General features: G+C 42.8%; 13 protein-coding genes and 1 pseudogene. 3 read left to right on the top strand and 11 right to left on the bottom strand.

The window, feature by feature from the left end; genetic code table 11:
* The 6 genes from AC2VE5_RS19675 to AC2VE5_RS19650 all read right to left on the bottom strand — a co-directional run.
* The coding region (locus AC2VE5_RS19675) for a transposase (RefSeq protein WP_486887409.1) at positions 1-169 on the bottom strand (169 nt) is incomplete at its 3' end.
* Between the two features lie 162 nt (positions 170-331).
* Positions 332-601: a ParE family toxin-like protein gene (locus tag AC2VE5_RS19670; RefSeq protein ID WP_486889383.1), complete on the bottom strand. Its 270-nt coding sequence runs from the start codon at positions 599-601 to the stop codon at positions 332-334.
* 2 nt (positions 602-603) lie between these two features.
* Positions 604-828 (bottom strand): hypothetical protein, encoded by a 225-nt coding sequence (locus tag AC2VE5_RS19665; protein WP_486889382.1) that lies wholly within the window; start codon positions 826-828, stop codon positions 604-606.
* Positions 829-1,031: 203 nt separating this feature from the next.
* The gene (locus tag AC2VE5_RS19660; protein ID WP_486889381.1) at positions 1,032-1,235 is read right to left on the bottom strand and encodes a tautomerase family protein; all 204 of its coding nucleotides are present in this window, start codon (positions 1,233-1,235) and stop codon (positions 1,032-1,034) included.
* A 144-nt stretch (positions 1,236-1,379) separates the two neighbouring features.
* A complete protein-coding gene (lysS, locus tag AC2VE5_RS19655) occupies positions 1,380-3,110 on the bottom strand; it encodes a lysine--tRNA ligase (RefSeq protein ID WP_486889380.1) in 1,731 nt (576 codons plus the stop codon).
* 39 nt (positions 3,111-3,149) lie between these two features.
* Entirely contained in the window at positions 3,150-4,112 is a 963-nt protein-coding gene (locus AC2VE5_RS19650; RefSeq protein WP_486889379.1) for a M48 family metallopeptidase, read from the bottom strand.
* Positions 4,113-4,213: 101 nt separating this feature from the next.
* Here AC2VE5_RS19650 and AC2VE5_RS19645 point away from each other — a divergent pair, with 101 nt between their 5' ends.
* Positions 4,214-5,731 carry a helicase C-terminal domain-containing protein gene (locus tag AC2VE5_RS19645; protein ID WP_486889385.1) on the top strand — a complete coding sequence of 506 codons (1,518 nt, stop codon included), beginning with the start codon at positions 4,214-4,216 and terminating at the stop codon, positions 5,729-5,731.
* On the top strand, positions 5,728-6,717 hold the full coding sequence (locus AC2VE5_RS19640; protein ID WP_486889378.1) for an aspartate carbamoyltransferase catalytic subunit: 990 nt from the start codon (positions 5,728-5,730) through the stop codon (positions 6,715-6,717). The genes AC2VE5_RS19645 and AC2VE5_RS19640 overlap by 4 nt, the downstream gene beginning before the upstream one ends.
* A 2-nt stretch (positions 6,718-6,719) precedes the next feature.
* Here AC2VE5_RS19640 and AC2VE5_RS19635 read toward each other — a convergent pair whose 3' ends face one another.
* The 5 genes and pseudogenes from AC2VE5_RS19635 to AC2VE5_RS19615 form a co-directional block, all read right to left on the bottom strand.
* Positions 6,720-8,618: a hybrid sensor histidine kinase/response regulator gene (locus AC2VE5_RS19635; protein ID WP_486889377.1), complete on the bottom strand. Its 1,899-nt coding sequence runs from the start codon at positions 8,616-8,618 to the stop codon at positions 6,720-6,722.
* A gap of 17 nt (positions 8,619-8,635) precedes the next feature.
* Positions 8,636-9,049 (bottom strand): response regulator, encoded by a 414-nt coding sequence (locus tag AC2VE5_RS19630; protein ID WP_486889384.1) that lies wholly within the window; start codon positions 9,047-9,049, stop codon positions 8,636-8,638.
* Positions 9,050-9,077: 28 nt separating this feature from the next.
* Complete coding sequence (locus tag AC2VE5_RS19625) at positions 9,078-11,549, bottom strand: ATP-binding protein (RefSeq protein WP_486889376.1); 2,472 nt, start codon at positions 11,547-11,549, stop codon at positions 9,078-9,080.
* Complete coding sequence (locus AC2VE5_RS19620; RefSeq protein ID WP_486889375.1) at positions 11,546-14,755, bottom strand: hybrid sensor histidine kinase/response regulator; 3,210 nt, start codon at positions 14,753-14,755, stop codon at positions 11,546-11,548. The genes AC2VE5_RS19625 and AC2VE5_RS19620 overlap by 4 nt, the downstream gene beginning before the upstream one ends.
* Positions 14,740-15,651, bottom strand: a pseudogene (locus AC2VE5_RS19615) (alpha/beta fold hydrolase). Before AC2VE5_RS19615 ends, AC2VE5_RS19620 begins: the two are co-directional and overlap by 16 nt.
* Before the next feature lie 38 nt (positions 15,652-15,689).
* Between AC2VE5_RS19615 and AC2VE5_RS19610 the strand changes: the two are divergent.
* A partial coding sequence (locus tag AC2VE5_RS19610; protein WP_486886923.1) for an IS1/IS1595 family N-terminal zinc-binding domain-containing protein occupies positions 15,690-15,786 on the top strand: 97 nt, incomplete at its 3' end.

Raw genomic sequence — 15,786 nt, 5'->3', positions numbered from 1 at the left:
GCAAGTCTTGCCAGTTACAACCATTTTTCAGTTGATAAAAGATGCCATCCAAGATTTCGCGCTTGCTCCAGTTAGAAGGTCTTGTTTGCTTCTTCGGCGGTAGGATCTTAGGTAGTAAAGGTTCTATTATTTTCCACTCTTCGTCGGTGAGGCTGCTCTGGTACGGCATGGCATCTGCATTATGTTTTTGCCTTAACGTTACTTCCTTCCAGGGAAAGATGTCAAATGGGTTCTATAGCGATCGCACGTAATTAACCACAAAGCTTGTTAAGCTGCGAAGTCTTAGCTATTATTTTTGTGATGCGATCGCGCTTGATAATTTACGGCTAGTTTACATCCTTTTCAGCAACTCATCATACTCATCATGTGCGCCAATCCAGTACCAGTAAATGCGATCAGACTCCAGCAAACCTAGAACACGATAGTTAAGACTGATACGAGCAGAGTAGATCGGCTGTCTTTGACTGACTCGTTTAAATTGAAGACTAGAGTGATAAGGATCTTCAATCCAGAGCGCATAGGCTTTAGCAGCCTGCTCCTGAACCGATGCCGGAAGTAGCGCAAGTTGTTTGCGAAATGTTTTGGTTCCACTCGATTCCATTTTTAAGAAGGGAAAACAGAATCAATTGGAACTGTTTCACCACTTGCGATCTCGTGTCGAACCATTGCCGCCATTCGATCCCACTGATCGTCGGTCGTCGCTGCAAAACGAGTTTCCCATTTTTGATCGTCTTGCAATTCTTCTAAAATCAGAGTTGCGATCGCATCTTGCCGATCGGCGGGAAGTTTTTCAATTTGAGAAATCGCTTGTTGAAGCAGTTCAGTCATAACTTAGTAGCAGTATTTGCTGCAATTTCCTACGACTTCCTAATTTTACCTGTAGTTTTTAGTATGTTTGCAAGAGGCGTGATCGTATTTTCATCCACTTTATCTAGTATCTTTGCAAGAGGCGCGATCGCATATAATCAACCACTAATTTATTAAAGTGCGAACGCTTAACTATTATTTTTGTAATGCGATCGCCAGTAATTTCAACTATTTTGCTTGCGGAATTCGGTTGTCAACATTCCAGCAAAACCCCAATTTTCTGGTTCGACTTCATCAATTATGATGTGAGTGTGTTCAGGCTTTTTGCCAAGAACTTTCACCAATGTTTGTGTCATTTCTTCAATAATCTGTTTCTTCTGCTCTGCGGTCACGCCGTCTTTCGTGATGCGGACATTGACGTATGGCATAAACACCTCTCGAATCTGATGACAATTTGATTTTAGCCGATTGCGCTTTGCTGTTCTAATTCTGTATATTCACCATTTAGAGGCACATTACAGGAATTTTTACGAAGTTTACTAGATAATATACGCCCGATCGTACTCCACACCTTAACCACCGCTTAAACGCACTTGGTCAAAAGCATATTTATCTTTGACAGATTCGTTAAAGTATTGTCCGGCGGATGTTGCAGTTTCTAAGCCTTGGGCAATATTAGCTGGAACACCTTGATACTTGTAGATGCTGCCATTATTGAATTTAATAGTTAATATTTGCGTTGCAACGTCGTAATTATGTTCTTTAACAAAGCTGCTGGAACTTTTTAACAACGGAAAAGCGATCGCATCTCGAATACTGGCACAATCTGTTAATACCATTACTAAGCGATCTATTCCAATTCCCAACCCTCCTGTAGGTGGCATTCCATACTCTAAGGCGGTTAAAAAGTCTTCGTCTACTCCGTGCGCTTCTAAGTCTCCCTCGGCTTTGCGCTCTGCTTGTGCTTCTAAGCGTTGACGTTGTTCGATGGGGTCGGTAAGCTCAGAAAAACTATTGGCTGTCTCTCTACCAACTATAAATAACTCAAAACGCTCTACTAAGCCAGGTTGCGAACGATGGGGTTTAGCTAAGGGTGAAATTTCCACCGGATAATCCATGATGAATATAGGTTGGATTAAAGTTGTCTCAACCTTTTCCTCAAATACTGCGTTTAGCAAGCGTCCAATCGAATTTATTTCCGGCGCTACGGTAATTCCTGCTTTTTCTGTAGCGGCTTTTGCTTCAGCGAAGGAGGAAAAAGCATTAAAATCTATGCCTGTGGCATCCTGTACTACTTGGTGCATGGTGACTCTGCGCCAAGGCAAACTAAAGTCAATTTCTTGCCCTTGATAGTTGATTTGCAACGTACCTAATACTTCTTCGGTGACACTTGTGATCGCATTTTCCGTTAGCGCCATCATATCAAAGTAGTCTGCGTAAGCTTGATATAGCTCGATGGTTGTAAATTCAGGATTATGTCGGGTGGAAATGCCTTCGTTGCGAAAAACTCGCCCTAATTCAAAGACTTTTTCAAAACCACCGACAATTAGCCGTTTTAAATGCAACTCTGTAGCAATTCGTAAATACAACTCCATTTCTAGAGTGTTGTGATAGGTAGTAAACGGACGCGCATCCGCTCCCCCAGCTTCCGATTGTAATACGGGGGTTTCAATTTCAATAAAGCCCAGTTTGTCTAAATACCGCCGCAATGCTGCTGTTATTTGCGCGCGACGGCGAAAAGTTTGTCTTACTTGCGGGTTGACAATTAAATCTACATACCGTTGGCGATAGCGCTTTTCTGTATCAGTTAATCCGTGCCATTTGTCGGGTAACGGTAAAAGCGACTTTGTTAGTACAGTATATTGATTGACATAAACCGACAATTCACCTTTTTCGGTGCGCTTAATTGTGCCTTTAACGCCGATAATATCCCCTACATCCGTTAGCTGCTTGATGTGGTTAAAAGCATCAGAATCTATATCTGCCATGCTTTGGGAGATGCGATTTTTGTCTAGATATAGCTGAATCGTCCCAGTTTCATCTTGCAAGGCAAAAAAAGCCAACTTACCAAAAACTCTCCGCGCCATTATTCTACCCGCGATCGCCACAATAACCTCTACTTCCTCACCACTTGCCAAGTCTGCATAGGTTTGTTGGAGTTGCGCCGCGTGATGGGTTGATTCCCAACTATAAGCATAAGGATTTATCCCCGCCTGTTGGAGTTGGGCGACTTTTTCTAGTCTAGCGGCACGAAGTTCATCTAGATTTGAGCTACTTTGGGGTTGGGTTTGGTCGGAAGACATAGTTGATAAGTTGTTAAATCTAGATAATTAGTTTGTTTATTAGTCAGGCTGCGACTTTTTAATTTCTTCAATTTCGGCTTGCAAGTCTTCAATTTCTTTGCGTAGCACGTCTACTTGGTCATTTGTGGCAGTTGATTCTACATTAACAGCAGATGCCCTTTGATAATTTCCCTGACGTATTTGCTGATACTCGGATGAATTTGCCCATTCTTGAATAAAAGTTAAACGTTCGACCGTAAAAGGGTGCGTCATAAATACACCTTGAGAGAAATTATTATAAAGGATAAATTTGTATACTTGGTTCAAACTATCGCTATCTAAGTTTTGATATTTTTCTGATTGACGCGCAAATTCATCTAAATTGCATTCGTTTGCATACTTGTTACTACCACCCGCCAGCCTCATCATGCTATTCATGACGGGGTTTAGATCGTCCATTACCAATAAAGCGGCTCTATCGGCGGATAACTCAGCTTTGCGCTGCCATTCGTGAAAGGCATAGATTAAGCCTGTACCGAGCAGATTACCTAAACCAAAAGTTCGTTGACCAATAAAAGAGGCGGTAGTAATTGCCCAAATTGCCATTTGAATTAGCAGGGTATGACCGCATTTGAGATGACCTAATTCGTGGGCGATAACGGTTTTAAGTTCAGATTCGCTCAGTAAATCCAATAATCCGGTATTCAAAACTACATAAGGGTACTCTTGACCAAGAGCGTAAGCGTTGACTAAAGGAGCTTGAGAAACAAATAAATTTGGCTCCGGGGAAATATCTAAGTCTCTCACGCACTCGCGAAACATTTGGTAAACGGTAGAATATTGGCGCGGTCCTACTTGAATGCTATTGCCCATATGATAGACAAATTGCGGACGTTCGTAGACAAGTTCAACAAATTTACTAGCAATTAGATCGAATCCGGGCAAACTGCGTAAACTTTGCTCAGCTTGACGGTCGAGGGGATGGCGAAAAGCTTCGCTAGAAATTCCGGTATACGTTGGCATAGGGATGGGAGATAAATCTCATTTCTGTTTTGTCTTTCATACAATAATAGAACTGGCAGCGCTAGTAACTGCTACTACTCATTGTTTATGAGATGGGATTTGTGATTGAAGCTGAAGTACATTATTCATTGCACAACTTTTTGCGATCGCAAAGCGAACCTTCTTGGTCGCATCATTTAACGATGGCGCGGCTAGTAGCTAGAGCTTTGCGCGTCGGACGCAGTGCTTTGATGCAAGTAGGCGCAGCTAGTGGCTATCAAGGGCGCTATCGTCTTAGTTACCTTGCCCCAGCCTTGATGTGGCATCAGCCTGTGGTGGTGGTGGCAACTGAAAAAGTACAGCAGCGCATCAAAGAAGTAGAAATTCCTAGATTGCAAGAGTGGTTAGGAGCAAATAAAGCTATCCGTACAGGCGAGTTTTTTCCAGAGGATAATTTTCAAGGTTTATTTCTGACATCCCCCTCAAATTGGCTGGCAGCGCAGTTAGAACAAACGCGATCGCATTTTCCTGCTGGCATTCCGACAATTATTGATGGAGTGGACGATCTTGAAGACTGGGTTCGCCAACAACTAACTCTTAGCATTGACTCTCAAAATTGGGATGCACTAATACTAGATTGTCCTTGGCAAAGCGAAGCAATCCGCACAGCCAGAGTGCAAATTGCTAAAGCAATCTTTCAGCGTCCCTTAAACCCTTACGAATGCTACTTAATTTCTCCTGTCGAACGAGAGCTTTTAGTTAATTTGTATGCAAGCTTAGAAAGTTATACTTTGCCCCCAGTTTGGCAAAAATTTGGACAAAGTTTGCAAGCAAGTCATCAATTACTTTACGCTCGTGTGGTGCGATCTTTGGGGTTATTTTCCTTGCACTCAGCCCCGGTACAAGTAGCTGAAAGTCTTGCCCCCATTTGGTCTAAGCAACCAGTGGTTTTAGTTGGTAGGGCGATAGAACAAGAAGCTAATGCGCCAATTTTCCGGCAATCGGTGGGCTTACCAGACTTAACTTGTTTGAAGTTTTCTGACGAGCGCCAAACAAATTTAATTCAACTATACTTGCCCGACCGCCTACCTTTACCCAATACCCCCGAATACCAAAGCGCACTCATGGATAAACTCCACTCGCTGCTAAGTTTGAGGGCGACAAGTTTGGGACTTACTGTAATTTTGGTGGGGGATGTGCCGCTAAAAGCTCAAGTTGGGACAATTTTGGCGGCGGAATTTGGTTCGCGGGTACAGGTTGAAAAAACTTGTTTGGATGACAACGGCATTTTGGTAAGTGGTTGGGAATTTTGGCGACAGCATCAAGAAGTTTTACCCGCGCCGCAGTTGCTAGTCGTTTCTACTTTACCTTTGCCATCGTTAGAAAATCCCTTAGTGGCGGGTAGAGTAGATTATTACAGGCAGGCGCATTTGGATTGGTTTCGCTTGTATTTATTACCCAAAGCTTTAACCCAATTGACTAGAGCGATCGCACCCATGAGGGAAAATCAAGGAGTAGTGGCATTATTAGATAGTCGTATCCTCCATCGCAGTTATGGTTCTCAGGTACTAGCAGCACTCAATCCGGCGGCGAGAATAAATTATTTAGACTCTAGTTTTTTTAGCCCAATTGAATCATGACGACCAATACTTGGACTCGCAACCACGTCTTGTCTCTGGCGGATTTTACTAGCGACGAATACAATACAGTGTTGCAAACCGCCGCAAGTTTTAGTGAAGTGCTATCGCGCCGCACCAAAAAAGTCCCGACGTTGCAAGGACAAGTCGTTGCCAACTTATTTTTTGAATCTTCTACCCGGACTCGCAGCAGTTTTGAACTTGCAGCCAAACGCCTTTCCGCCGATACCCTCAATTTTGCTGCTGCTACTTCTTCCTTGTCTAAAGGCGAAACAATTTTAGATACTGCTAAAACTTATTTGGCAATGGGGACAGATATGATGGTGATTCGCCACAAAGAAGCGGGTGTCCCTCGTGCGATCGCCCAAGAAATGGATAGATTAGGGGTAAAAGTCGGCGTACTTAATGCTGGAGATGGTCAACACGAACACCCCTCCCAAGCTTTGCTAGATTTATTTACTATTTGTACAGTACTAGAACCCGAACAGCCGCGTTTGGAGTTACTACAAGGAAAAAAGATCGCCATTGTCGGAGATATTTTGCACTCAAGGGTAGCAAGGTCAAATATTTGGAGTTTGACGGCAAGCGGTGCGGAAGTCCATTTAGCCGCGCCACCCACGCTTTTACCGCAATTATTTACAGGTTTTGGTAGCAATCGACCAGGTAAGTTGTTTTTGCACTGGAATCTAGAAAATGCCGTGAAGGATGCAGATTTTGTGATGACGTTGCGATTGCAAAAAGAGCGGATGACGAGCCATTTATTGCCTAGTTTGCGGGAATATCAGCAATTATTTGGGATTACCCGCGAAGTTTTGCAACTATGCAAGCCTACAGTCAAAGTTTTGCATCCAGGTCCTGTAAATCGCGGCGTAGAAATTAGTTCCGACTTGATGGACGATCCGCGTTTGAGTTTAATTTCCCAGCAAGTAACTAGCGGTGTGGCAGTACGGATGGCGTTATTGTACTTGATGGGAAGCGGTAAAGCTTAGTTCTACTGTTTGGGATCGAGAACCTTACTAAGAGTTTGCAATAATTCCTTTGCCGAAAAAGGCTTAGATAAAAAATTTGTTACCCCGCTAACTGTGGCGGCGGCTAACTTGTCGCTAGAACTAAGTCCGCTAATAGCAATAACTTTGACATCAGGATTAATTTGTTTCAAAGTCCGGATGGTAGTAGGTCCATCCATAACAGGCATCATCATATCTGTTAAAACTACACTAATTTCGGCTTGATGCTTGGTGTATAAATCTATGGCTTCCATGCCATCACAAGCAGCGATCGCTTTGTAGTTATAAATCTCTAATGATACTTTGGTCACTTCGCGAATCGCACTTTCATCATCTACAACTAAAATCAACTCCCCTCGTCCCAAAGGCAAATCAGAGTCGAAATTTTCTTGAGTAGCAGTAGCTTGGATTGCAGGTAAATAAACTTGAAACTCGGTTCCTTGTCCCACTTCGCTATACACCTGAATAAAACCACCATGACTTTTGACTATACCCATAACTGTCGATAAACCTAGACCCGTACCCGCACCAACACTTTTAGTTGTAAAAAATGGCTCAAAAATTCTTTCCAAAGTTTCTGGGGCAATACCCGTTCCAGTATCCGCGATCGCAATCGTAATATATGGTCCTACTTGCGCGTCAATATGCAGTCGGGCGTAATTTTCATCAATAAATATATTTTTGGCGCTGGTTTTCAAAGTTCCGCCGTTTGGCATCGCATCTAGCGCATTGACAACAAGGTTCATCAACACTTGATGCAGTTGAGTAGCATCTCCCAATACTGTCCACAAATTAGACTCTACGTCGCAAGAAAATGCAATGGATTTAGGAAATGTCTCTCTAACTATTTGCTCAATTTCTAAAATTAAATGTTTAACTTGGAGCGTTACTCGCTTACCTTCAATCCCCCGCGCAAACGATAAAACTTGCTTAATCAGCGCCGCACCGCGCTTGACATTGCTTTCCAACATTTTCAGCAACGGTTGGTGTTGGGGTTCGGGAAACTTAATTTTTAATAGTTGCACAGACATCAAAATTGGTGCAAGGACGTTGTTAAGATCGTGAGCAATGCCACTAGCCAGAGTTCCCACACTTTCCAAGCGTTGAGCGCGTAAAAATTGCGCTTCTAGTTGCTTTTTTTGGGTAATGTCGGTGTTGACAACTAAAATCGATGTTGGTTGCCCCGTGCGATCGCGTACCAGCGTCCAGCGACTTTCGACTACCACTTTTGTTTTATCTTTGCCGATTTGTTCTAGTTCCCCTTGCCAAGCGCCACTAGCGAACAAAATTGCTTTTGCAAGTTCCTGCATTTGGGGCAAATCTGCCTCATTGCCAAGTTGACTAACAAAACTGCCTACAGCTTCGGATGCTGAGTAGCCGTACAATTTCTCTGCGCCTTTATTCCAAAATAAGATTTTGCCCTGCAAATCTTGCACTAAAATCGCATCAGTGGCAATATCAAGCAGGGCAGCTTGTTCGCGAATTTTTTGCTCCGAGCGCTTGCGTTCGATCGCGTAGCGCAAAGATTTTTCGAGGATGGCTGAATCTATTTGCCCTTTTTCTAAATAATCTACCGCTCCTGCCTGCATGGCTTCTAGGTCTATTGTGTGTTCCCCTTGCCCAGTAAGCATAATTATGGGGGCGGTGCAACCACTGGCAATAGCTTCGCGCAGTAATTCTAAGCCGTTGCGACTTCCTAAACGGTAATCAACCAAATAAACATCGTGTTGTTCAAGGGCGATTTCCGTAATTGCAGCGCTGTAGGTTGATACCCATTCCAAGTGAAATTTAGAGCTATTTACTTTGCTTAACCAGTCGCCGATTAGCACGTAGTAGTCTTCGTCATCATCAATTAGTAAAACTTTGACTAGATGATTGTCCATAACCATTCTCCAATCGATTACGACGGTAATTCGACAATTTCAAACCAATATTTGCCAATAGTCTTCATTACTTCTACCAAACCACTAAAAGTTACAGGTTTAGTAATAAATGAGTTTGCCCCCAGATCGTAGCTGCGATAAATATCTTCATCAGCTTTTGAAGTGGTTAATATTACAATCGGAATTCGCCGTAAACTTGCATCTGCCTTAATTTGTTTCAATGCCTCTCGTCCGTCTTTTTTGGGCATATTGAGATCGAGCAAAATTAACTCTGGACGCGGGAAGATGTTGAAGTCGCTATATTTGCCACGTCGATACAAGTAATCCATCAACTGTTCGCCATCTTGAACGATGTGCAAATGGTTAGCTAAACGAGTTTCTGCTAAAGCTTCTCGTGCGAGCAAGCAGTCATCTTCATCATCATCAGCCATCAGAATTGTTACCACCGCTCGACTCACTCTATATTTTCTCCTCACCTTGTTTTGTCGGTAGCGTTACAACAAAGGTTGCTCCTTGTCCGGGTTTACTTGTAGCGGTAATACTGCCGCCATGACGTTCTACAACTTTACGACAAATAGCGAGTCCCATTCCCGTACCTTCGTATTCGCTGCGATTGTGCAGGCGTTGAAAGACGTTGAAAATGCGATCTAGGTATTTTTCGTCAAAGCCGATCCCGTTATCTTCTATAGTAATTTGACAATGGGTAACTACCAATTTTTCTACCGTTCCCTGTTCAATATCGATGATTTGACTGTTAACTTTGATTACAGGTTTGACTCCGGCACGGTGAAACTTGAGGGCATTACTAATCAAGTTCTGAATTAGTTGGCGCATTTGCAATGGATCGGCTTCAATGGTAGGTAATTCTCCTACTTCAACCTGCCCAGAAGTCTGCTCGATGCGTAGCTCTAAGTCTAATAATACCTCCTGGACTATTTGGTTGAGATTAACTCTTACAAAGGGCTGGGCTTTGGTTGTAACTTGCGAAAGGGCTAATAAGTCATTAATTAAAGCCTGCATTCGTTCGGCGGCGTTGTGCATCCGCTTGAGATAATCTTTTCCGCGATCGCCTAGATTGTCGCCGAAGGTTTCTTGTAATCGATTGCCAAAAGCCTGAATTTTTCGTAGTGGTTCTTGTAAATCGTGGGAAGCAATATAAGCAAATTCTTGTAATTCGGCGTTAGATCGAGCAAGTTCTTGGCGCTGACGGCTTTCGTCTTCTAGGAGTTGAGCTTGAGCTAAAGCTATGCTGATTTGATTGGCTAATTGTTGCAATATTTCAACTTCAAAGTTTGTCCATTCGCGGGGCTGGCTGCACTGATGAACAATAGTCAATCCCCACAGTTCTTGTTTGAGCAATATTGGCACGACTAACTTTGCTTTGACCCCAAAGCTGTGCATAAATTCAATTAGACAGGGATCTATGTTAGCTTTTGCGATGTCATTGATGGTAAAAACTCGTCCTTGACTGTGTTTCTTTAAGTAGACTTCTCCAAAACAATCGTCTGTAATATTTTGCTGCAATACCGACGCGCAGTTAGGAACGATCGCTTCTACAACTATTTGCCCATAGCCATTGTTAAATAAGCGAAAAATTAGCACTCGGTCAGCTTGCAACAAATTTAATACTTCTGTAGCTGTAGTTTGGAGAATTTCATCTACTCGCAAGGACTGGCGAATTTTTAGCGTCACTTCTGAGATTAATTGCAATCTCTTTTGAGATTTTTGTAATTGACATTCAGCTTGCTTGCGTTCGGTAATGTCTTGAAAATAAACAGATAAACCATCTTTTGCCGGATAAGCATGGACGGCAAACCAAGCATCAAACGGCGGGTAAAATTCTTCAAATTGGACGCTGACTTGTTGAGCTACAGCTTTGTGGTATTGCGGAAAAAAATCTAAATTTACCGCTTCTGGATATTCTTGCCAAATACTTTTGCCCAAAAGTTGCGATCGCGTTTTTTGTAAAAGCAATTCGGCTTGGCGGTTGACATAAGTAAATTGCCATTGGCTATCTAAGGTATAAAAAGCATCGGTAATGCTCTCAATAATATTTGTAATCCGATTGCGGCTACTTTCCGCCTGACTTCGCGCCGCCCGCTCTTGAGCTAATAGTACGAGCCGCTCTTGCTCTGCTAATTTACGGGCGGTAATATCCATTGCGATACATAGCATCCGCACTGGTTTACCGTTGTCATCGTAAACTTGACCTCGATTTGCTACCCAATGGATACTGCCATCAGCCCAAACAACGCGAAATTCGATGCTGTAGTGCTTGTCACTAATTGCTTGCGCCACCGATTGCGTAACTAAGTCGCGATCTTCGGGGTGGATACAATTGACTAACGCTTCATAGGTACGGTAATTTACCCCCGTAGGTAAACCAAATATTGGTTTTAGTTGGTCGCTATAAACAATATCATTGGTTACTAGGTTCCAATCCCAAGTACCCATACCCGCCGATTCTAGAGCTAATCTTAGTTGTTCGGCTTTAAGATGGGATTGCTCTTTTTGAGCTTGCAGCTGCACCAGTGCTTGACTTACTTGGAGGAGATGGCGCACTCTTTGACGCAAAACTGCCCAGTGAATTGGTTTAGTTATATAGTCGGTAGCACCTACCTCGAAGGCTAAGTCTACAGATTCGGGGTCTTCTAATGCCGTAATCATCAGTATGGGCGTGCGATCGCTATTTGGCAAGCAACGCATTTGCTTGCAGCAATTAAACCCATTCATTACGGGCATTAAGGCATCTAGCAGCACCACATCGGGATGGAGTTGGTTGTAAGCAGTCAATGCTTGTTCGCCATTTTCTGCCTCTATTACTATATACCCTCCTTGTTCCATGGCGCGGCGTATTTGCAGGCGCATAAATCTATCGTCATCAACAACCAAAATTAAATGACAATTTTCTGCTAATTCCAGGGAATTCATAGCGAGTTATGCTGGCGTACTAAGAAGTGCAAAGCTGCTTTAACTTGTTCGTACTCTGCTTGTAGTTGCGGTAGTTTATCTAATCTATCTTCAGTATGACTGTTGCGGAAACTTTGAGCATGGGTGTCATCCCAAAGGCTTTCAAGACGGCTGAGGGTTTCCAATTCTTGACACAAAGTTGCCAAATTTGTTGCGCCTAAAGTTGCACTGCTAGACTTGAGGATATGAGAGGCTCGACGTAGTTCGGTGGCATCTTTTTGATCGATCGCCCTAGCAATATTTTCTAGGTGCTTTGGCGCATCTTCTAAGTAGCACTCGATTATTTCTACCAAAATTTCTTCAGCATTGTTGCCCACCATAGTTTTAAATTCTTGAATTACTTTGGCATCAATGGGACTTGGGAGCGCTGGCGCTAAAGTCTTTACCTGGCAATTACTTAAGGCTTTTGCTAATTGTTCTAACCTAATTGGCTTGCTTAAGTAGTCATCCATACCAGAATTTAAACATTCTTCGCGATCGCCTTGCATAGCATTAGCCGTCATGGCAATAATTTGCGGGCGTACTCTATTACTTTGGGAGGCAAATATTTCTATAATTTTGCGAGTAGCTGCCAAACCATCCATTTTCGGCATTTGCACGTCCATCAATACGACATCGTAAGCTTGACTATTTACAGCCTCGATTACTTCTAGTCCATCTTTGGCTACATCGGCGGTATAGCCTAGTTGTTGCAGCAGGTGTAAAGCTACTTTTTGATTAACTATATTATCTTCAGCCAACAAAACTTTTAAGGGTAATTTGGCTGCCAATTGATTATTTATTTTATCTGTTTTAGTTTGCACATCTATTAAATGTACGGATTCTTTACTTAATATTTGCTTTAAAACATTGTACAAATGAATTTGCTTAATTGGTTTATTAATCACTGCGGCAAAATCTACCCTTGCTTTTGCCTGTGCTATTTCAGATTTATCGATTGATGTCAACATTACCAGAGGCAGGTTTTTTGTGTTAATCTGCTGGCGAATTTTTGTTGCTAAGGTCAATCCATCCATTTGCGGCATTTGCATATCTAAAATTGCCAAGTCAAAGCTGTGTTTTTGCAACAATTCAAGAGCTTCTGCGCCAGACTTTACTGCTTGCGAAACCATCCCCCAAGCTTGAGTTCGCAAGGTCAAAATTTGTCTATTAGTAGCATTATCGTCAACAATTAATACCTGTTTTTTTTGTAATTGCAGGTCGTCAGTTTCAACTTCAGCAGTGAATTTGGCAGGAGCAACGATCGTGAAATAAAATGTGGAACCGTAATTAATTTCACTTTCAAACCACATCTTCCCACCCATTTTTTCGCTCAATTGCTTGGCAATTGCCAACCCTAAACCTGTACCTCCATACTGGCGGGTAGTAGATGAATCAACTTGACTAAAAGACTTGAATAAACGATCTTGTCTTTCTTTAGGGATACCAATACCTGTATCTTTAACCGCGAACTTAAATTCGTAAAAAGAATCGGTAGTATTTCTATTTTGCTCTTTTACGCAAGCTGTAACTGAAACTATCACTTCTCCACTAGCTGTAAATTTAACGGCATTACTCAACAGATTTATTAATATTTGCCGCAAGCGGGTGGCATCGGCGACAAGGGTATTAGGAACTTGGCGATCGACTAAGTAAGCGAGTTCAATATTTTTTTCGGCAGCTTTGAAAGCTAATATATCGAGAGATTCTTCGACAAAGTTGTTTAAATCAAAAGTATACTCCTCTAATTCTAATTTTCCCGATTCAATTTTTGATAAATCGAGAATATCGTTAATTAGCATTAACAAAGCATCGCTACTACTTTGAACTGTACTTACAAATTCACGCTGCTGGGACGTTAATTGTGTTGTTAGCAAAACATCGGTTAAGCCGACAATTGCATTCATAGGAGTGCGAATTTCGTGGCTCATATTTGCGAGAAACTGGCTTTTAACAATCGTTGCACTTTCCGCCGCCAGTTTAGCTTTTTCTAATTCTTTAGCACTTGCAATTAGAGCCAGTTGCCCAAAGTATTGTTCGCTAATATCATCAAATAGCCACAGTCTACCCGGTACATTGCCCGTGCTAGTTGGCGTACTAGAAACACTTAAAACTTTTGGCTTGTCACCGCCAATAATCCAATTCCAGTTACGGATTTCCCTTTGAGGTTGGCTAAAAAATTGCTGTGCTTGGTGGGCAATTTCTACCTGATTTTCTGCGCTCCGGCGTAGAGTTGCCATCGCTTGAGCAAGAATTGGCGGCTCTACATATCCGGGAGCCAATTGCAACTGGTGAGCAGCCGCTTGATTCATCCAGCCTTGTTCGCCGCTTTCATCGACAAATACAACTCCTTGATGGATCGTCTCTAGCATTGCCCCAAAACGCGCCTGTAGCTTGTCAAGGCTTGTAGTTAGATCGTTAAATTTTAAAAGGGTGCGTAAGTTTCCAAGTAAAGAGTCAATAAATTGTTTTAAATCAGCAGAAATTTGAGTAGAGCGATACCAAATTAGTAAAATTGCGCCTTTTTTGCCGTTGGCGGATACTAGGGGTAGTACAGCTAAAGATTTAGTTCCTTGAGCTAGTAATAGGCGAGCAGCGTTTGGGGTTGAGGGGTATTTAGGATAATACAGACACTGACTGCTGGCGATCGCTTCAGCGTACAGAGAGGGGCTTGTCAAGCGATCGGGTAAGGCATCTTCAGGCAAACAAGCGATCGCAAGGGCTGTAACATCGTCAAGTTGACGTAGGGCGATCGCCGCATCGGCACGAGCAAAGTTACGCAACAAGTTTAGAGCTTTAGTAATTAAATCTATCGGCGTGGGGTCGCCATCCCCTAAGCTAGAAAGCACGGTTTGAGAAGCCAAACGCCACTCAATTCGCCGCAAAAACTGGACTAAAAAAATACTAATTAGAGAAGTCGCACCTAATTCAATCAAATGCAATAATCCGTCATTGAGATAAGCTGCAAGTAATAATAATATCAACCCAATTGATATTGCTGACATCGGCAGCATTGAGCAAAAGAGCAAAAAGACTAATCCGACAATTTGTATAGGTGTCCAGCTATCAAAGATGACCAGAATGACCAAGAGCAATACCAACCCCAGTAAAACCGGGGCAAAGGTTGGCAAACAGTCTGGATGATGGCGTAAAGATTGCCACCGTTTGAGTATTAAACGCCAATCCATGTCGCGATCGCCTTTGTAACTACATCCGGCGCACTAAGATGAGGCAAATGTCCCTCTGCCTCAATGGGGATAAATTGATTGTGCCTAATTTTAGCTGCCATATATCGTCCAACTTCTTGTGGTACGGCAGGATCTAGGCTTGGTTGTAAAATCAACGTAGGGATTTGCAAGCGCGGCAATTCTTGGCGATGATCGGATTCAAAAATTACCCGCGCTACGGCTTGGGCAATATCTGGGCGAATCGCGGCTAAAGTTCTGGCAAATTCTGCCGCTAACTCTGGGCGATCGGGGTTGCCCACAACTAGCGGTGCAAAGCCACTAGCCCAACTATAATAATTCGCTGACATTGCTGCGTACAAGGCATCCAAATCGGTGCGCCCAAATCCTCCTATACAGCAGTTCTCATTCCGATAAAGTACAGCTTTAGGATTTAATTACTGTGAGGTCATGCTTAAGGTGTACTGCACTCAAGTGCGAACCGCTATATATTCGCGATCGTTGAGATAACGGGGAGAAGCACTAATAAAAGTTAGCTTGCTAAAGCGATCGGGTTCAACTAAAGCAGCTAATAAACTAATCATGCCACCAACTGAATGAGTTACCAAGAACGACTTAGTTAGCTTTAACTCAGCACACAAATCTAGCAAGTCTTCAGCATAACTATAGAGACTGCTGTAGCGGTGAGGACTGTAGGCATTAAAATCAGATTTTCCCGCCCCGACATGATCGAATAATACAATGCGGTAATTGGGCGCAAAAGCTGCTACTTGATGTCTCCAAGCTGTTTGATCGGAACCGAAACCGTGGGCAAAAATAAGCGTTTGTTCGCCCTTACCTAAAACCTTGACATTATTGCGTTCAACGATGCTAGGTAGTGCGTCAAATAAACGTGGGATTGGTAGAGTAGAGGGGATCTCTCATCTGCAACTCGTCCATGCAATGCCCTTTGTGTGATCATTCTAAAGCCCATAAACACGGCAAGATGCCCAACGGACATCAACGCTATCTCTGTCCTGTTTGCCAACAGACGT

The sequence above is a fragment of the Aliterella sp. E5.1 genome, assembly GCF_057473825.1.
Note: the sequence above shows the minus strand (reverse complement) of the source record. Positions and strands in the feature narration are given on the sequence as shown.